The sequence below is a fragment of the Halomonas sp. KG2 genome (assembly GCA_030440445.1).
Taxonomy (GTDB): Bacteria; Pseudomonadota; Gammaproteobacteria; order Pseudomonadales; family Halomonadaceae; genus Vreelandella.
Window position 1 is genome coordinate 4206910 of sequence record CP098528.1, and the last position, 18009, is coordinate 4224918.

Consider the following 18009-nt stretch of genomic DNA (forward strand, 5'->3'; position numbering starts at 1 on the left):
TCCATGCCATTGTTATATCGATCAACATGCACTGCTCTTATTCTTGCCTACCCTTTGCTTGCCTTTGCTGAAGCTCCTGACGAAACATTGGACAATTTGCTAGTGACCGGTGAGCGCCTCAGCACCAGCAGTGAAGGCACTCAACGCTACACAGTGCCCGCTAGCCGCAGTGCGGTCGGGCTGTCATTAACACCACGCGAGACGCCCCAATCAACAAGTGTTATTACTCGCCAGCAGATCGACGACCGTGCGGCACAGTCAGGCGGTGATGTTTTAGCTCAAGTGCCTGGCGTTTCGCCAAGCCGAGCTGACAGTAACCGGATTAGCTATGCCGCACGTGGTTTTTCAATCCGTAGCGTGCAGTTTGACGGACTCAGCATTCCGCTCAGCGGTTTCTGGAATTTTGGCGATACCGACTGGGATGCGGCGATTTATGACCGTGTTGAAGTAGTGCGCGGGGCAACCGGTTTATTGACCGGCGCTGGCGAACCTTCGGCAAGCGTTAACTTTATTCGCAAACGCCCGTTGTCCGAAACGGCTGCGTCTGTTTCCGCAGGCATCGGCCGCTGGGATCGTCGCCGCGCCACGGCGGATGTGTCTGTACCGTTAAGCAGCGATGGTACGACCGGGGCCCGTTTTGTCGTGGCCAAAGGCCAAAACGATAGCTTTATCTCTCATCTCGAAGATGACCATGAGACACTTTACGGTGTTATCAGTAGCGAGCTTACCCCCGCTACTCAATTAACCGTAGGGGTTGAATATCAGCACAACGAGACGCTCGGCGCGGGGGCCAGTGTCCCGGCTTTTTATGCTGACGGCAGCCGCACGGACTTTGACCGCAGCGCATCTAACAACACCGACTGGTCAACGTTTTACAACGAGACCACTCGCGTGTTCGCTGATCTTAGCCACCAACTGGATAACGGCTGGACGTTACGCGCCGCGGTCAGCCATAACGATGGTAACTATGGCCTAGAGTACCTTTATCGCGGCGGTTTCCCAGACAGGGAGACAGGCCTTGGTATGTCCAGCTCCTTCTTAAATTACCGCGGCAACCGCACTCAACAAACCGTTAACGTGACGGCCGAAGGTGATTTCAGCTTATTTGGCCGCCAACACGAGTTGGGCTTTGGCTGGATGCATAACGAAGATGACTTTGAGATAAAACTGGCCACCCCGGTTGGCACGCCGCCTTCCGCGGGTAGTTACCTTAATTGGCGAGACAGTGTGGTGGCCAAGCCTCAGTGGGGGCAATTCAACAGCTCAGATAATATGCAGGTAACGCAAAGCGGCGGCTTTATGGTGTCGCGCTTTTCGTTGAGTGATCCGCTTAATCTTATTCTTGGTGCACGCCTGAGCGACTGGGAATTGGATCAGACTTATTATGGATCTGATCGGCAATACCGATACAGCAACGAAATAACGCCTTATGCGGGCATTATTTACGATATTAATGACTACGCCTCTGTTTACGCGAGTTATACCGAGATTTTCCAGTCTCAGAATGCCCGCCGTGAGGATGGCTCTCTGCTTGATCCTATTCAGGGCCGCAGCTATGAGCTGGGTGCTAAGGCAACCCTTCTGAACGGCCACTTGGATAGCAGTATTGCACTGTTTAGAACAGAGCAAAACGGTGTGGCCGAAGCTATTCCTGGCGTTGATGTGATTGGCCAGCCGGGTACGTCCGCCCACCGCAGCGTTGATGGTAATCAGGTCAATGGCGTTGAAGTCGAATTGATTGGCGAAGTGGCCTCTGGCTGGAATGTGAGCGCCAGCTACGCGCTAGCCAATGCAGAAAATTCCGACGGTGAGCGGACCAACACGACCCATCCGCGCCAACAGGTCAAACTGTTTACCACTTACCAACTGCCGGGTGCATGGAGTGGCTTAACATTGGGCGGCGGGGCACGTTGGCAAAGCGATATTTGGCGGAACACATCTAGCCCCAATGGCCAGGTTAAGGTTGGGCAAGATGCTTACGCCGTTGCTGATCTGATGGCACGCTACCGTTTCAACGATCAATTAAGCGCGCAGCTGAACATCAACAACGTGTTTGACAAGGACTACTACGAGCAAATTGGTTTCTACAGCCAGTATTGGCTTGGCGAACCGCGTAGTGCCGTCATGTCAATCAACTGGGATTGGTGAGAAGCTGATGCTGTTACGCTCATTCATCACCCTGTTAATTGCGGCTGCCCCCATGACGGGGGCAGTGGCTGATACCTCTCTGTTTCCCGTTGCCATCCCAAGCCCACTGGGAACAGCCACCATTGACGAGCCACCTCAGCGCGTCGTCACCCTTGGCGTTGGTGCTGATGATATTGCCATTTCACTTGGCGTGGTGCCGGTCGGGGTCAGCCGTGCGGAGTGGGGCGGCGATGAAGACGGCTATTGGCCATGGGTACGAGACGCTCTAGAAGCACAAGCAGCGCCGCTCCCCACGACGATTACCCAATACCCCGAGCTGGATGTTGAAGCACTGCTCGCGCTGGAGCCGGATGTCATTCTGGCGCCTTCCAGTGGTGTTCCAGACGCTATTTATGATCTGTTGTCGCCACTGGTGCCCATTGTCGCTTACCCAGAGCGCCCTTACCTCACTTCTGTTGATGAGCAGATTGAACGTATTGCACAAGCGCTTGGCGTGCCGGAACAAGGCGCTGCCTTAATACGTCATCTCGACACATCGCTGAGGACTGCAGGCGAGTCTTATCCAAGCCTTGCAGACACCACTTTTGCCTATGTGCGGCCCGACCCAGCCTCCGGAAATGTCTCTGTGTACTTAGCAGACGACCCTCGTGTTGGCACACTGACAGGCCTTGGGCTTCACTTGTCACCAACGGTTGAAGGCTTATCACCCAGCGGCAATCACTTTGCCCACTACCTAGGGTTTGAACATCTGCCCATGCTCGAAGATGTCGATTTAGTGGTCTCTTGGTATCACAGCGCAGAGCAGCGCGATAGAGTCGCTGAGCTACCGCTTTTTGCGTCTTTGCCAGCCATTTCACATGGCCGCTATCTGGCGCTAACCGATCAGCCATTAATCGTGGCTAGTTCTGCCGGTTCGCCACTAGCGACTCAATGGATGATCGAGCGGCTCTTGCCACGCCTTGCCGAGGCAGCAGAACAGCGATGAATGCTGGAGCGGGTATGGAGAACGGCCTATTTCCCTCTTTACGGCAACGAACACGCTGGCTGGTTGGGCTAATGGGGGCGGTACTGCTGTTTGGCTGGGTCAACCTCTCGGTCGGAGCAGAACACCTCTCCCCTTATCAAGTATGGCGGGCACTTCAAGCGCTAGACACTAGCTACGCCAACGACTTAGTGGAAGCACGCCTGTCACGCACACTGCTCGCCATCGCCACCGGCGCGGCACTTGCTGTCGCCGGTACACTGCTACAAAATTTAACTCGCAACCCGCTTGCCGAGCCTGGGCTTCTGGGCATCAATGCAGGCGCAGCCGCCTCTCTCGTCACCGCTGGTTTGGTGCTTGGTTCGTTGCCTGCAGGCGCTTTTTGGTTAGCGCTACCTGGCGCGCTTTGCGTGGCTGTTTTAGTCGGCGTTCAGAGCGCTTATCGCCAGCATGACCCATCACATCTGCTGCTGTTAGGGGCAGCGCTTAACGCCGTTCTATTTGCCTACGTACAAGCCATCACCCTTACTCACCCCGCCTTATTTGCCAACTATCGCTTCTGGATCGTTGGGTCCATCAATGGGCATACGCTAGGTGAAGCCCAGCGGCTATTAGGCTGGATAGCGGTCGGGCTAGGCCTGTCGTTTATCCTCCCGCGCTTTTTGCACGTCCTGCAAATGGGTGACGGCGTGACCAAAGCGCTGGGGCTGAATGCGGGTTGTTTAAGGCTGGCGGTGCTTAGCGGTAGCGCGTTGCTAGCGGCGATTTCAACCGCCACGGTAGGCCCTATCGCCTTCGTGGGCTTAGCCGTGCCGTTATTGGCCAAAAAAATTGCCGGCCATTACGTTTATTGGCAACTTGCCATCGCGCTAGTGATGGGCCCCCTGATGATGATACTTGCAGACCTGCTCGCACGCCTTTTGCTAAGCCCTTCTGAAATCATGACAGGGATTCTGACAGCGCTGCTAGGCGCGCCATTTCTGTTAGTCGCTGTGCGCATTAACCAGCGCGGTGTGTGAGTGATAATGAAACGCTTTAATACGTTACTGCCAGCCTCCCGTCAGTTGTCACCCTGTCTTTTGCCATCCCGAGCTTTAGCCCCCTACGTGTTGGCCAGCATCATCGCTTTAGGGCTATTACTGGGTTCTCTCATGCTGGGAAGCCAAGGGCTTAGCAAGGAAGCGCTTGGGCACCTTATCCAAGGTAATGCGACACCGTTTGAACAGTGGCAGGCGTTTACGCTGCGCTTACCACGGGCATTCGTCGCGCTGTGTGCTGGCTTTGCGCTGGGTGTATCGGGCGCCCTGTTTCAAGGCATCACCCGCAACCCATTAGGTAGTCCCGATATTATCGGCCTTACCACCAGCGCTAGCCTGGGAGCACTGCTGGCAAGCAGCTGGTTGATGGGCATTATGTCTACCACGACAGGAGCCGCACTAGGTGCGATCATCGGCACGCTGGCGGTCTATAGCGGCTCTGGGCGTGGTTTTCGCCACCCCTCTTCAATGATTATTGCTGGCATCGCTATCAATGCCTTAGCCCTAGCAGGTGTGCAGCTAAATTTGACCTGGCTGGGCCAAGAGCAAGCGCGAGACGCGATGATTTGGCTTAGCGGTAGCGTAGCAGGACGCCAGTGGCACGATCTTTGGCCAATGCTTGGCCTGTGTTTGCTGTTACTGCCCGGTATTGTGCTGATAGCCCCCCGGCTGCGTCTGATGGCGCTTGGCGACCCCGTCGCCAAAAGCCTCGGCGTTAATCTGGCAGCCTCACGCTTATTAAGTGCCTTAATGGGGGCTTTTCTAGCAGGTGGCGCGGTCGCGACGGTAGGGCCGATTGCGTTTGTGTCCCTTGCCGCCCCCCAGTTGGCGTTACGCCTGTGGCGAAAACCTGGGCCGCTCCCCTTAGCGGCAGGTGTGGTCGGAGCGCTGCTGCTATTAGCGGCAGACTTAGCGGCTCAGTACTTATTGCCTTCTGGGGCGTTACCCGTCGGGGTTTTAACAGCCGGGCTGGGCGGCATCTATTTGGTTTATTTATTAAATCGCCAGCGGCGGGGGGAATTACCGCTGCTGGCGAAAGCGCTCAAACATCGCCAGACCAAGAAATACCACTCCCGCCGAGATGCTTAGACAGCCCAGCCATAGCGTTATTGCCAGCCCTGTGCTCCAGGTTTCCATTGCCAACCAAAGCGGCCAACCGAGTATCGCACTGCCCGCCCAGAACCAAGGTTTTTGTTGAGCAGGCTTAAGACCACAACGGCGTCGGTGGCGGCTATCCGACAGCGCAATTAATGCAAAACCCAGCGTACAGAGTGCCAGAGTCGTGGTGAGCATCATGACGCCACCTGAATGGGCTGCACACGGGTGCTCGCTTTTTTAGCAGCTCGTTTCATTTGCCAGACGATGATCAGCGCGCTGACCAAGCACATCAGGTCAACGCTAACACGCTGCCAATTACCTGCGGCAAGCTCACCTAGAACACGATAGGAAGGGGCCAAGAGATTCAGCATTGGTAGGCACAGTAACAAGATAACGATCAGAGTTAACTGCTCCCGCCACGCCTGCGAGGTCGAGCGTCTTAAAACAGCGTGTAGCAGCGCCAGCAGCCAGGCGGCAAAGAAAAAATGGATTTCCCATTGGGCGCGCCCACTAAGCGCCACCGGTAAAAGTCGATTGCTGGCGAAAAAGGCCAATACGGCAATCGGCATGCCGGCCAACGTGGCTATATTAAGCCGCTCGACACACCACATCCCCACCACGCCGCCCTTCTTATGCTTACGCTTTGACGTCCACAGCAGTAGCCCGGTTGCCACCATGCCACACCCAGCAGCCCCTAACGCAAAATAGGTCCAGCGCATGCCCCAGTCGGCAAAACGGCCGGCATGTAACCCCACCATAATGCCGTGTGCTTGTTCATCAATGCGTTGCGGCTGAGTCTCTGCTAACAACGCGCCCGAACTGGCCGCATAGATACGTTGTGGGCGGTGCGCGGATAACGCCTCGTGGGTACTTTGCCAAACCACGGCACGCGCACCTGCATCACCTGGGTGGCTAACCCTTAAGGACTGCACTGGCTTCTGCCAATGCGCCTCAGCATCACCGACCATTTCGCTAAGGGCATATAACGCTGCAGGCTGCCCCGTAGCCGGGCCGGAGAGTGGAAAGGCATGCAGCTCACTGGTCGCTTGGCGACGCGCGTCAGCATCGGGAAACGCGCGCTCTACTCCCCAAGGCATATACAGCGACATGAGTGTTATCAAGCCGGTGTAGGTAATCATTAACTGAAAAGGTAGCGCTAACACCGAAAATGCATTGTGCGCATCAAGCCAACTGCGCGCGCCCTTTTGGGGCCGGAAAGCAAAAAAGTCGCGCAGGATTTTTTTATGGGTTATCACGCCGCTAATGATTGCCACGAACATCATCATGGTGGCGATACCAATGATCCAGCGGCCATAGATGGCGGGCAGATGATGCAATTGGAAATGGAATCGATAGAAAAAATCCCCCCCACGCGTTTCTCGCGGGGTAACCAACGTCAGAGTGGTTGGGTCAAGTATCGATCGCTCTCTCCCATCCTGCCCAAACCAGACGGCTGTCGAAACCGCCTCGCGCTCATTAGGGAAGGTGATCTGCCAGCTTCTCGCTGAGGAAGCATGTTCAGTAAGATAGTGCTGCCAGTAATCCGCTAGGCGTCGATTGTCCCACTCAGCATTCGTGGCGACACTCGGAAGTTCGGGCTGCATCCACAACGAGATACTCTCTTTGAAGTAACTCAGAGTGCCCGTCAGAAAAACGGCAAATAGCAGCCAAGCAGCCAACAAGCCGCACCATGTGTGCAGCTGGGCCATATTACGCCTCACGCTGCGCTTAGTGGACGCCATAGTTAGCCACCACTAGAAGGCCGCCAATGGCTAGACCGATAGCTCCCCAAAGACGTATCAAACTCGGCGTGATAAACGACCAGATCGCCACGCCCGCCCAAATAATAAAGCTTCCCATCATGCCGATACGCAGAGACATCATGGTATCAAACGGTAAGCCAAGCGCTGCCACCGAAAACAGTGCAGCAACGATATAGCCGCCAAGCGTCGCGGCCAGGATGCGTAAGATCAGCAGCCAATAGGAAGAGGATAAGACGTTGAGCAGCATGGTGCATCTCGGTGCAGGTCACAGACCACCATTTTAATGCAAAAGGTTTTCATTTGCATTAGTACAAATAACTTATTTAGCACCTGCTGCACAACGTTTAGGTTAACCAAATGCGCGGTGTGTGGGCGACACGCGCGATCCAGTGCGGGCGCAGAACATGCCACGCCTGCTCACACAGCGTCCAGGCTTCATTGCGTGAGTTTCCGAGATAACGTAATAACAGCACGCCCTGGCGAACGGTAACCGCCCAACGCGGGTTGTCCGGCAGCGCTTCGCGTAGCTCATCAATCGCCACACCGGCATCTTCTAAGCCCACCGCCCATAGCGTGGCTTGCACCGTGGCGCCCCCCTGCCCCCAGCGCCCGTTAAAACGCGGATGTGCAGGATCCAACGGTTGGCGTTCAAGCCACAGCGGCTTGCCATCTAGGGTTAAACGAAAGTGCTGCTCAATGCGACCTGTTACATAGGGAAGTTCACTGGCGGGGCGGCCCAGCGCCATGATTTCCCAGCCCAAGCAACGGGCACTGCCATGCAACGCAATATGCGTTCGCTGAGCGCCTTTGGAGCCATCAAAGGCGATCGTTTCTTGAGGAAGCCACTCAAGGATGCCGCCATCTTCCACGTTAAGCTCAGTCTGTTGGTTCCAGGCAACGCCCTGACTGTCAGCTTTATAAAGCTTGTTAGCCGCAGGCGTGGTGAGCAGCGCATGAGCATCACCCTCGATGTGGGCGCGAATCGTCAGGGCATCGCCACTGACTAAACCACCGGGTGGATGCAGCACGTACACATGGCAAGCTTCCGTGCTGCCTTCTGGGTAAAACGGCCGCTGTACTCGTAGCGGCCCTTGGTGACGAGCCTGCACCAATCGGGTTGTGCCCTCACGGTTAGCAAAACGCAGCGCCAGCGATGCCGCCCAGTGGCGCTCGCCATCAAAGCGATGGCCTGAGCTAGCGGCAGGTGTCGCAAGTTCACACAGAGTCATGGCGCTATCGCTTCCAGTTGGTCAATATTTCAACTTGAAATGCAAGGAGTGCGCCAAAATGGTGAAAAACCACGTTTCTTTGTCGACACAATAACTTAAGCTTTGAGATTGTTAGCTACCAACGGCTTTAAGCACCAAAAGAGAACACAAAAACGGATAAGCGCACCAAATCTGAGCAACCTTCAACGCCGTTAGAAGAAGGCCCAAGCCTCGTTAAGCTAAGCTGCGCACTCTTCTTTGCTAACCACTAAATGGTAAGCGTTGGGGGCTATATCGTTGCTAAACTGATACGCACATAGTCATCAGCAGAGTTCAACAATGACACGCACCCATCACCCTTCCCCTACCTTCCAGCTGCGCTTAGCGTTAAACCACGATGTGGTGATTGGCCCTGGCAAGGCTGACCTGTTGGAAATGATTGATCAAACCGGCTCAATTTCCGCGGCGGGCCGCGCGCTGAACATGAGTTATAAAAAAGCCTGGCAACTGCTCGAAACTATGAACGGCTACTTTTTATCACCGCTGGTGGTAACAAGTTCCGGTGGAAATGCACGGGGGGGAGCACACCTAACCGAGACGGGTAAACAAGTACTTACCCACTATCGAGCACTGGAAAAGCAGTTTGTGATGGCAACGCCTGACGATGCCAAAGCACTGCTAGCGCTTCTGTCACCTTCTGATGGTGCCGAGCGCGACAATGATTGATCGCCATCCAGCCACGCGTTATTTGTCATTGAACACGCGCTGAGTATTCGCTAATCTCCGCTATATCCATGTGGAAATAGCGGAATAAAACGATGCTTAACTTCGGTGTGAACAATCGCCTGCTTGCCAGCGTTATTCTATTTAGCCTTCCGACAGCATCAGCGCTCGCGAGCGACAATGTGCACGTTGCAGCCGCTGCGTCGCTGACCGATGCACTAAACGATGCCATTGCGGTTTATGAAACGCATAATGACGTTGATGTGACCGCGATTTATGCTTCGTCGTCTACCCTTGCTCGACAAATCGCCAGCGGCAGTCCCGCGCAGCTATTTCTTTCCGCAAATGTGACGTGGATGGATTGGCTTGAAGATCAGCATATCAATGTGCAGCAACGTAGAGATTTACTGCAAAATCGATTGGCGCTTGTTAGTGCCAGCGATAGCGTGCCAATGCAGTTCACCCCAGGGGAAGGCATCGCTATTGAAACGCTATTAGGCGAGCGCGACCGACTGTCCGTGGGAGACCCAGACCATGTACCGGCCGGTATCTATACCCAGCAAGCACTGGAGACACTGGGCGAATGGGAAGCTCTAGCGCCGCGCCTAGCCCGTGGCAATGATGTGCGCGCTGCATTAGCGCTGGTAGAGCGTGAAGAAACACCCATCGGTGTGGTGTATCAAACGGATGCTTTTGCCAGCAAGGCCGTCAGGGTACTTGGGTTATTCCCAGCCGCCAGCCACGACCCCATTACGTACCCCATCGCCCTGATTGATGCAGAGCAAAACGCTGCTGCCGTGGCGCTACAGGCGTGGTTAACCAGTGAAGAAGCCCTCGCTATCTTTGCCGAGCATGGCTTTGACACAAGCATCAGTGCACCGTGACGCTTTCTCCAGCGGAGTGGGAGGCTATTCGCCTAAGCTTACTGATCGGCTTAGCGGCGGTTGCATGGATATTGCCCCCAGGCATTGCCGTCGCTTGGTGGCTAGCCCGCTATCATTTTCGCGGGAAAGCATTGGTCAATGGTTTGATACACTTGCCACTGGTTCTGCCGCCCGTGGTTGTGGGGTATCTACTGTTAATTGGCTTGGGCAGGCAAGGGGTGTTTGGTCAATGGCTTTACAGCAACTTAGGCGTATCATTGCCATTTACTTGGCAAGGGGCAGCCGTTGCTAGCGGCGTAATGGCGTTTCCATTACTGGTGAGGGCCCTGCGTTTATCCCTTGAGGCCGTTGACCCCAAACTCGAAGCGGCTGCCAGCACGCTAGGCGCTAGTCGCTGGCGGGTATTCACCACCATCACATTGCCGCTGGCGATCCCCGGCCTGCTAACAGGTACCGTGCTGGCTTTTGCTCGCGCGCTTTCCGAGTTCGGTGCCACTATCACTTTCGCCTCTAATATCCCTGGCGAAACGCGCACCTTACCCCTAGCACTCTATACGCTAATTCAGACACCCGGTCAGGAAGCCGCTGCGGCAAGGCTATGTTTTCTCGCCATCATTATTGCCCTGCTCTCGTTAATTGCCTCTGAATGGCTAGCGCGCCGCACCCAACAGCGTTTACAGGAACGTGATGCCTACTAACCCAACGTCTCCCGACGCCTCTGCCCATTCATCGCTATCGCTCTCTGTTGAACAACGCCTTGGCAACTTCCAGCTGCAAGCATCGCTCACGCTGCCCGCTAGCGGTGTGACCGGTATTTTTGGCATATCAGGAAGCGGCAAAACCAGCCTACTGCGCATTATTGCAGGCTTGGACACACCCGACGTAGGCAAACTGCAGCTCGGCGACCAGGTGCTACTAGACACCCAACAGCGCCAGAATGTACCCGCCCATCAACGGCGCATTGGCGTTGTGTTCCAGGAGGCGCGTCTTTTTCCTCATTACCGAGTGCGAGGCAACCTCACCTACGGCATGCCTAAACGAGCAACTCACCGCTTCGATGAGATTGTCGAATTGCTTGGCATCGGACATTTACTTGAGCGGATACCGGGTACCCTTTCGGGCGGCGAAGCACGCCGAGTCGCCATAGGCAGGGCACTACTGAGCGATCCTCAGCTACTGCTAATGGATGAGCCACTCTCCGGATTGGATGGGCCACGTAAGCAAGAGCTGTTGCGCTTCATTGCGCGACTGACTCGCCAGGTTCAAATCCCGGTGATTTACGTCAGCCACGACCCCGAAGAGATCTCGGCAATTGCTGATCATCTCGTACTGATGAAAGAGGGGCGCGTTATTGCTAGCGATCCATTACATGGTCTTTTGCAGCGCTTTGATTTAACCGAGGAGCTGGGAGGGTTCGATGCCGCCTCGATTATCGAAGGTCGAGTTGTCGAACATGACGATGTATACCAGCTAACCCATCTTGCGCTTGATAAGTGTCACCAATTAATAATACCGGGTATATCAGCGCCTGTCGGCAGCCGTTTGCGCGTACGTATCTTTGCACGGGATATTGCCTTGGCACTCTCACCGACAAAGGACACCAGCTACCGTAATCAGCTCGCGGCTACTATTAAAAAAATGGAAACGTTGCCCACCAGCCCACACTCGGTGGAGCTGCTGTTGAGCCTTGGTTCTATTCACCTTAGATCACGCTTAACTCGCAAGTCCTCAGATGAAATGAAACTCGCTGTAGGTAAGCAGGTGACAGCGCTAGTGCGCAGTGTATCGATCTTGCATTACTAATACACAACGTCGGAGCTATGAATTGATTTAGCACTCGTTTTATCCGACGCCAATAGCCCCTACGTGTCAATTGACCGCACCGCCCTCACATTTTCATAAGGAAATTTCAGCTAAAATTGCCAAGCACTCTATATGAAACAACATAACACGGCCCAAATAGCGTATCGAGCAAATGCACTTATCACGTTCAGTAGGGACTCTTTGGTATCGCATAGCGCTTTATATGGCGTTTGTGGCGATGCATCTCCTACTGGGCGGGCCGCTAATTTCGCAGTATCAAGCGGGTGGGCAACATCACGCTAACCACGGCACTGACCACTCCTCTAGCCATTCATCAAGTCACCAGAATGGAAACCATCATCAGCACGCGGCCCCGCAAGCAAGTCAACATCACCACTCTTCAGGCCATGCTGAAGCGGTAGAGCCGATATTTAACTGGTTTCACCAATGTGGCTACTGCGCCGTCTGGCAACAGTTTCCAACGACACCAACCGTTCTTCCCGCGATCAGCCAGCAAGCGTTTATCACGCATGGGCAACTGCTGACGCAACCGACACAGGCGATGCGCTCCTGTGATAACTACCCCCACGCGCTAACGCGAGCTCCGCCCTTTTTGCGACGTGTATAACGCCACATCGTCAGCCCTTTCAGCCTGAAGCTCGCTTCAGGCGAGTGGCTGTCTACATCAAAAAAAGGGATCATCATGTCGCATCTAGCTACTGGGCATGGCGTCGTTACGCCTGCCCGTTTAAAAAACCGTTTTCAACGACACGCACTAACATTAAGCATCGCCGCGGCATCGAGCGTGGCTGTTCAAAGCACATGGGCACAGTCGCCTGCCGCTCACCACGACCATCATCATGCGCTCAACACCATGGTCGTCACCGCTGTACCGCTAAGCTCGCCACTTACGGTGGAAACTGACCCACGCATACCGCGCCAACCGGCCCCTGCCAGCGACGGTGCCGACTACCTTCAGACCATTCCGGGGTTCTCTGCCATTCGTAACGGCGGCACCAACGGTGACCCGGTTTTCCGTGGCATGTTTGGCTCGCGTCTACGGGTGCTGACCAATGGCAGCCAAATGCTAGGCGCTTGCCCGGCGCGCATGGATGCGCCGACGTCTTATATCTCACCTGAAAATTACGATAGCCTCACCGTCACCAAAGGGCCACAGTCGGTGCTATGGGGGCCAGGTGCCTCAGCGGCAACGGTGCGCTTTGACCGCGGCCCAGAAGAGTTCGATGAAGCGGGCGTACGTGTAGATGGCAGCGTCATGCTGGGCACCTATGGTCGCTTTGATCGCCGCATTGATGCCGCAGTGGGTAATCAAGCGGGCTATCTGCGCATTACTGGCAACCAATCAGAGGCCAACGACTATAAAGATGGCGACGGCAACGCTGTGCCCTCTCAGTGGGATAAATGGAACGGCGACGTGGCCATAGGCTGGACACCCGACGACGACACTTGGCTTGAAGTCACCGCTGGCCGAGGAGACGGTGAAGCGCGCTATGCCGGACGGGGCATGGATGGCAGTAAGTTTCTGCGCGAAACCGTGGGCATACGTTTTCAGCGCGAGAATTTAGGCGAGCACTGGAAACGTCTGGAAATGCAGGCCAACTATGCCTACGCCGACCATATTATGGATAACTTTACCCTTCGTTCACCGGGCAGCATGAGCATGGGTGGCGGCATGGATATGGGCAGCGGCATGGACATGGGCGGTGGCATGGACATGGGCGGCGGCATGGATATGAGTAACGGCATGGCCATGCGGGTTGATCGCCGTACTCGAAGTGCGCGCGCTGCGTCCACCTGGGAGTGGGAAAACACCACCTGGATCGCTGGCGTCGACGTTGAACATCAGGTACACCGCAACCTGGATGGAGAGCGCTGGCAACCCGATTACGAGCAGACCCAGTTCGGCGCCTTCAGCGAGGTCACCCGGTATATAGGTGAACGTGACCGCCTGATTGGTGGTGCCCGGGTAGACCGCTATCGCGTCAGTGACGAGAGCCTGGATACGGCTACCGCAGGCCTTACCCGCCGTGACACTCTGCCCAGTGCCTTTGTCCGCTACGAGCAAGATTTAGCCTCAGCACCAATCACTTGGTATGCCGGTGTTGGGCATGTGGAACGCTTTCCTGACTATTGGGAGCTAAGTTCCAACAAAGCAGGCCCGGCCGGCAGCTTGAATGCCTTCGATGGCGTTCAAGCCGAAAAAACCACCCAGTTGGATATCGGTGCTCAGTACAACGACCAGCGCTTGAGCGCGTGGGTGTCCGGATATGCAGGATATGTAAACGATTTTATTCTGTTTGATTACAACACAGCGGGCATGGGCACTACTCAAATCGATAACATTGATGCCCAGATTGCAGGTGCCGAAGTGGGTGCCAGCTATCAAATAACCGACAACTGGGTGGGCAATGCCTCCCTGGCCTATGCCTGGGGACGTAATGCCGACGACAATGAAGCCTTACCTCAAATCCCACCGCTGGAAGCTAATGTTGGCTTGACCTATGCACGCGACGCTTACTCCGTGGGCGGCCTATGGCGTGGCGTCGCGGCACAAAACCGCACTGCGCTCGAAAAAGGCAATGTCGTCGGCCAAGACCTGGAATCATCCTCAGGTTTCGGGGTGTTCTCGCTTAATGGCGCGTATCACGCAAGCAACCACCTAACCTTGAGTGTGGGTGTGGATAACGTTTTCGACACCACTTACACCGAGCACCTGAACCTAGCCGGTAACGCCGCTTTTGGCTACCCCGCTGATCTGGATCGCGGTATTAACGAGCCTGGCCGGATGGTGTGGGCACGGGCCGACTTCAGCTTCTGATTCACTCAGGTGCTCAGTAGAGCACCTGTTTCCCCTGACTCATTAAACCAGCAGGCTCGTTGCCTGGTGGTCTGGAGACACTACATGACGATCGCGTCCTCCTCACAAGAAGGTAAACGCAAAACCTTCGATCTTTATCGCGCCGTTTGGCGCTGGCATTTTTACGCTGGCCTTTTGGTGCTGCCGTTTATGATTAGTCTGGCGATCACTGGCGGGCTGTATTTATTCAAAGACGAGCTGGACGCGCTGATACACGCTGATGTTGAGCGCGTGGCCGTTCAAGAGGCCACGCTGCCTCCCTCTGCGCTGGTAAGTGCAGCGCTGACGGCTCATCCCGGCACCGCCGTAAAATTCACCGACCCCGCGACGCCGGATAGCTCCGCGGAGATCACGATTAACACAGCGGAGGGCGAGCGATTAGCGGTTTACGTTAACCCTTACACGGCTAATGTACTGGGAGCACTGGATGACCGTGGCACCGTGATGTGGACCGTTCGCTATTTACACAGCTTGAAATACTTTGGCCCGACGGCGCGCAAACTGATTGAAATAGCTGGCGGCTGGTCAATTCTACTGGTGCTCACCGGCATCTACCTGTGGTGGCCACGGCGTAAAGGCGCAGGCGGCGTGGTTAGCGTACGTGGCAAGCCGAAAAGCCGGGTATTCTGGCGCGATTTGCATGCGGTTACCGGGCTATTTGTCGGCGCCTTTATCGTCTTTCTGGCAATCACGGGCATGCCCTGGTCGGGCGTATGGGGCGGGCAGGTTAACCAGTGGGCCAACGGTAACAATTTTGGCTACCCCGCCGGGGTGCGCGTTGAAGTGCCCATGTCGGAGGCACGTTTAAACGAACAAAGCCCAACCAATTGGTCACTCGAACAGGCACAACTCCCAGAATCCTCACAGCAGCCAGGTCAGGCAGAGAGCATCGGCCTTGACGGTGCTGTCGCCATTTTCAATGAACTGGGATTACATAATGGCTATGCTGTCAGCCTGCCGACTACGGCAACCGGTGTGTACACCGGCTCGGTCTATCCCAATGACCTTAGCCAACAGCGCGTGGTGCACCTTGATCAGTACACTGGCGAGCGCTTGATCGACATGAGCTATGCCGACTATGGACCCTTGGGCCGCTGGTTGGAATTTGGTATTAACGTGCATATGGGTCAGCAGTTTGGATTATTCAATCAACTCTTGTTCTTGACGGTCTGCCTCGCCATTATTCTGCTGGCAGTGTCAGCGGCGGTGATGTGGTGGAAACGACGCCCCTCGGGCGCGATGGGAGTCCCACCACTACCGAGCGATAAACGGGTGTTTCGTGGCCTGACTGTCATGCTGGTGATCGGGGGAGTTATTTTTCCGCTCGTCGGCGCTTCCTTGATCTTTATGCTTATCGTTGACTGGTTTGTCGTTCAACGCTTACAGGAACGGCGTTTAGCTAGTCAAACTGCCTAAGCCTTGCTCAACAAATCGTTCCTTATCATCAATTCTATGCGCTAATTAATGAGGAGCTGGGAAAATGGTGCTTTTCCACCAATGCACCATTTTCCCATGCGCCTGATGTTTATTCCCGCCATCATCCAAGCTCACCTCTCAGCTCATTTCAACGCCGTTTATCCGCTTGACATTGGGTTAATTGCGCCACAAACTTAGCCAAGGCTATACTTTTTTCCCAAAAGAAATAAACTTGCACGAAGCAACGCTGCTTTAATCATCCTCTATCCCATGTAGAGTCTGGAGCTAAATAATGGCAACAAAGCATGCAGTGATCCTATTAACAACGCTGCCTTTAAGTGCGCTGGCAACTGCCGATACCCCCCCCTTAAACGTGGTGGCAACGATTGGTATGATCGCCGATGTGGCGCAGGAAGTAGGCGGCGAATGCGTTAATGTGGAAGCCATGATGGGCCCAGGCGTAGACCCTCATTTGTATCAGGCAAGCGCTAGCGATGTGGCAACGCTGCGAAACGCAGAACAGATTTTCTACTCGGGCTATTCGCTGGAAGGTCAGCTAGGCGACGTACTGGAAAGGTTCTCCGAGCGCACACCTACGCTTGCCGTCGCCCCTGCCTCGATTGACCCTGCATCATTGATTACCTCACAGGATGTGTACGGCATTGATCCTCATCTGTGGATGGACGTTTCTTTATGGGCACAAACACTGCCCACGCTCAATGCCGCGCTGAGTGAAGCACGCCCCGACTGCGCCGCGACGTTTGATGCCAATACCGAGCGCTATCAGACTCAACTGCTTGCCCTACACGAATGGGTGACAGACAGTATCGCCAGCATTCCCGATGAGCAACGCATTCTGGTCACCGCTCACGATGCCTTTGGTTACTTTGGCCGCGCCTACGATATCGACGTGGAAGGCATACAGGGCATTAGCACAGAAACGGAAACGGGTATTGCTGATATTCGCAACATGACAGATATTGTGGTGGATCGCGCGGTTCCGGCCCTTTTCATCGAGAGCACTATTAATCCGCGCACGGTTCAAGCCGTTATTGATGCCGCCCAACAGCGGGGCCAGGTTGTCGAAATTGGCGGTGAACTCTACTCCGATGCCATGGGCGACCCAGACACGGTCGATGGCACTTATATGGGCATGATCTACCGCAACACCCAGCATATCGTCGAAGCGCTTGGCGGTACCCTGGCACCGCTTCCCGAAGCAATGAACGATTGGGCTACCGAGTGGAAGCTCGCTCACTAATCATTCAATAAGGCACTGCAACAATGGCGACACCCGCAACAACCGACACGGCGCTCAGCATTCAGAACCTGACCGTCAGCTATCATAATCAGCCCGTTCTCTGGGATATTAACCTAGAGATTCCTACCGGCGTGATGGCAGGCATTGTCGGCCCTAACGGGGCGGGTAAGAGCACGCTGATCAAGAGCCTGCTGGAGCTTGTACCATCACTTTCTGGCGAGGTCATGGTGCATGGCCGCCCCTACGCCTCACAGCGCAGGCGCGTTGGCTATGTGCCGCAGCGCTCCAGCGTCGACTGGGACTTCCCGACCACCGCGCTGGATGTGGTCACCATGGGGCTTTACGGTCGCCTGGGCTGGCTCCGGCGCCCAGGGCGTAAAGAGCGTAACGAGTCACTGGAAGCCCTGGAGATGGTGGGAATGAGCGCCTACGCCGACCGCCAGATCAGTCAGCTTTCCGGCGGCCAACAGCAGCGAGTGTTTCTGGCCCGCGCACTGGTGCAACAGGCCGATGTGTACTTTCTCGATGAGCCCATGGCCGGGGTTGATGCCACCACCGAGCGAGCCATCATCGACATTCTGCGCCGTTTGCGTGATGCGGGTAAAACGCTGATTGTTGTCCACCATGACCTGCAAACCGTACGTAATTACTTCGACTGGCTGTTGCTGCTTAACGTCCGTGTGATTGCCAGCGGCAAGGCTGACGACGTGTTTAATATTGATTATCTACGTCAGGCGTATGGTGGCCAGATTGCCCTGCTGAACGATAGCGACGCCCTGATGTTCACTGCTTCGAAGGTAAAATAACC

The 18009-nt window shown here is 55.2% G+C and carries 17 protein-coding genes; 13 read left to right on the top strand and 4 right to left on the bottom strand.

Annotated features, from left to right (window positions below; translation table 11 throughout):
- Positions 1 to 3: 3 nt before the first annotated feature.
- The 4 genes from NDQ72_19195 to NDQ72_19210 are packed head-to-tail and all read left to right on the top strand — an operon-like array spanning position 4 to position 5256.
- Positions 4 to 2148 (top strand): TonB-dependent siderophore receptor, encoded by a 2145-nt coding sequence (locus NDQ72_19195; protein ID WKD28136.1) that lies wholly within the window; start codon positions 4 to 6, stop codon positions 2146 to 2148.
- Positions 2149 to 2155: 7 nt separating this feature from the next.
- Entirely contained in the window at positions 2156 to 3133 is a 978-nt protein-coding gene (locus tag NDQ72_19200; protein ID WKD28137.1) for an iron-siderophore ABC transporter substrate-binding protein, read from the top strand.
- Positions 3079 to 4149, top strand: a complete 1071-nt coding sequence (locus tag NDQ72_19205; protein ID WKD28138.1) for an iron ABC transporter permease — start codon at positions 3079 to 3081, stop codon at positions 4147 to 4149. Before NDQ72_19200 ends, NDQ72_19205 begins: the two co-directional genes overlap by 55 nt.
- Before the next feature lie 6 nt (positions 4150 to 4155).
- The gene (locus NDQ72_19210; protein WKD28139.1) at positions 4156 to 5256 is read left to right on the top strand and encodes an iron chelate uptake ABC transporter family permease subunit; all 1101 of its coding nucleotides are present in this window, start codon (positions 4156 to 4158) and stop codon (positions 5254 to 5256) included.
- Here NDQ72_19210 and NDQ72_19215 read toward each other — a convergent pair.
- From NDQ72_19215 to NDQ72_19230, 4 genes are all read right to left on the bottom strand, one after another.
- On the bottom strand, positions 5188 to 5463 hold the full coding sequence (locus NDQ72_19215) for a DUF3325 domain-containing protein (protein WKD28140.1): 276 nt from the start codon (positions 5461 to 5463) through the stop codon (positions 5188 to 5190). The two genes, NDQ72_19210 and NDQ72_19215, sit on opposite strands and share 69 nt — an antisense overlap.
- Positions 5460 to 6974, bottom strand: a complete 1515-nt coding sequence (locus tag NDQ72_19220) for a PepSY domain-containing protein (protein WKD28141.1) — start codon at positions 6972 to 6974, stop codon at positions 5460 to 5462. The genes NDQ72_19215 and NDQ72_19220 overlap by 4 nt, the downstream gene beginning before the upstream one ends.
- Before the next feature lie 19 nt (positions 6975 to 6993).
- Positions 6994 to 7275: a hypothetical protein gene (locus NDQ72_19225; protein ID WKD28142.1), complete on the bottom strand. Its 282-nt coding sequence runs from the start codon at positions 7273 to 7275 to the stop codon at positions 6994 to 6996.
- 97 nt (positions 7276 to 7372) lie between these two features.
- Positions 7373 to 8257, bottom strand: a complete 885-nt coding sequence (locus tag NDQ72_19230) for an urease accessory protein UreD (GenBank protein ID WKD28143.1) — start codon at positions 8255 to 8257, stop codon at positions 7373 to 7375.
- 318 nt (positions 8258 to 8575) lie between these two features.
- Here NDQ72_19230 and NDQ72_19235 point away from each other — a divergent pair, with 318 nt between their 5' ends.
- The 9 genes from NDQ72_19235 (at position 8576) to NDQ72_19275 (ending at position 18007) form a co-directional block, all read left to right on the top strand.
- On the top strand, positions 8576 to 8962 hold the full coding sequence (locus tag NDQ72_19235; GenBank protein WKD28144.1) for a LysR family transcriptional regulator: 387 nt from the start codon (positions 8576 to 8578) through the stop codon (positions 8960 to 8962).
- A 92-nt stretch (positions 8963 to 9054) separates the two neighbouring features.
- The gene (modA, locus tag NDQ72_19240; protein ID WKD28145.1) at positions 9055 to 9843 is read left to right on the top strand and encodes a molybdate ABC transporter substrate-binding protein; all 789 of its coding nucleotides are present in this window, start codon (positions 9055 to 9057) and stop codon (positions 9841 to 9843) included.
- A complete protein-coding gene (modB, locus tag NDQ72_19245; GenBank protein ID WKD28146.1) occupies positions 9840 to 10541 on the top strand; it encodes a molybdate ABC transporter permease subunit in 702 nt (233 codons plus the stop codon). Before modA ends, modB begins: the two co-directional genes overlap by 4 nt.
- A complete protein-coding gene (gene modC, locus NDQ72_19250; protein WKD28147.1) occupies positions 10531 to 11646 on the top strand; it encodes a molybdenum ABC transporter ATP-binding protein in 1116 nt (371 codons plus the stop codon). Before modB ends, modC begins: the two co-directional genes overlap by 11 nt.
- A 238-nt stretch (positions 11647 to 11884) precedes the next feature.
- Positions 11885 to 12274, top strand: a complete 390-nt coding sequence (locus tag NDQ72_19255; protein ID WKD28148.1) for a hypothetical protein — start codon at positions 11885 to 11887, stop codon at positions 12272 to 12274.
- Between the two features lie 75 nt (positions 12275 to 12349).
- Entirely contained in the window at positions 12350 to 14485 is a 2136-nt protein-coding gene (locus tag NDQ72_19260; protein WKD28149.1) for a TonB-dependent copper receptor, read from the top strand.
- A gap of 84 nt (positions 14486 to 14569) precedes the next feature.
- Positions 14570 to 15940 (top strand): PepSY domain-containing protein, encoded by a 1371-nt coding sequence (locus tag NDQ72_19265; protein WKD28150.1) that lies wholly within the window; start codon positions 14570 to 14572, stop codon positions 15938 to 15940.
- Between the two features lie 292 nt (positions 15941 to 16232).
- A complete protein-coding gene (locus tag NDQ72_19270; protein ID WKD28151.1) occupies positions 16233 to 17201 on the top strand; it encodes a zinc ABC transporter substrate-binding protein in 969 nt (322 codons plus the stop codon).
- A gap of 23 nt (positions 17202 to 17224) precedes the next feature.
- Entirely contained in the window at positions 17225 to 18007 is a 783-nt protein-coding gene (locus tag NDQ72_19275) for an ABC transporter ATP-binding protein (GenBank protein ID WKD28152.1), read from the top strand.
- Positions 18008 to 18009: the final 2 nt, after the last annotated feature.

Bases quoted from the DNA above. Each gene is read 5' to 3' on its own strand.
- NDQ72_19195 (WKD28136.1), top strand. From the start codon at position 4: ATGCCATTGTTATATCGATCAACATGCACTGCTCTTATTCTTGCCTAC.
- NDQ72_19200 (WKD28137.1), top strand. From the start codon at position 2,156: ATGCTGTTACGCTCATTCATCACCCTGTTAATTGCGGCTGCCCCCATG.
- NDQ72_19205 (WKD28138.1), top strand. From the start codon at position 3,079: ATGGATGATCGAGCGGCTCTTGCCACGCCTTGCCGAGGCAGCAGAACA.
- NDQ72_19210 (WKD28139.1), top strand. From the start codon at position 4,156: ATGAAACGCTTTAATACGTTACTGCCAGCCTCCCGTCAGTTGTCACCC.
- NDQ72_19215 (WKD28140.1), bottom strand. From the start codon at position 5,463: ATGATGCTCACCACGACTCTGGCACTCTGTACGCTGGGTTTTGCATTA.
- NDQ72_19220 (WKD28141.1), bottom strand. From the start codon at position 6,974: ATGGCCCAGCTGCACACATGGTGCGGCTTGTTGGCTGCTTGGCTGCTA.
- NDQ72_19225 (WKD28142.1), bottom strand. From the start codon at position 7,275: ATGCTGCTCAACGTCTTATCCTCTTCCTATTGGCTGCTGATCTTACGC.
- NDQ72_19230 (WKD28143.1), bottom strand. From the start codon at position 8,257: ATGACTCTGTGTGAACTTGCGACACCTGCCGCTAGCTCAGGCCATCGC.
- NDQ72_19235 (WKD28144.1), top strand. From the start codon at position 8,576: ATGACACGCACCCATCACCCTTCCCCTACCTTCCAGCTGCGCTTAGCG.
- modA (WKD28145.1), top strand. From the start codon at position 9,055: ATGCTTAACTTCGGTGTGAACAATCGCCTGCTTGCCAGCGTTATTCTA.
- modC (WKD28147.1), top strand. From the start codon at position 10,531: ATGCCTACTAACCCAACGTCTCCCGACGCCTCTGCCCATTCATCGCTA.
- NDQ72_19255 (WKD28148.1), top strand. From the start codon at position 11,885: ATGCATCTCCTACTGGGCGGGCCGCTAATTTCGCAGTATCAAGCGGGT.
- NDQ72_19260 (WKD28149.1), top strand. From the start codon at position 12,350: ATGTCGCATCTAGCTACTGGGCATGGCGTCGTTACGCCTGCCCGTTTA.
- NDQ72_19265 (WKD28150.1), top strand. From the start codon at position 14,570: ATGACGATCGCGTCCTCCTCACAAGAAGGTAAACGCAAAACCTTCGAT.
- NDQ72_19270 (WKD28151.1), top strand. From the start codon at position 16,233: ATGGCAACAAAGCATGCAGTGATCCTATTAACAACGCTGCCTTTAAGT.
- NDQ72_19275 (WKD28152.1), top strand. From the start codon at position 17,225: ATGGCGACACCCGCAACAACCGACACGGCGCTCAGCATTCAGAACCTG.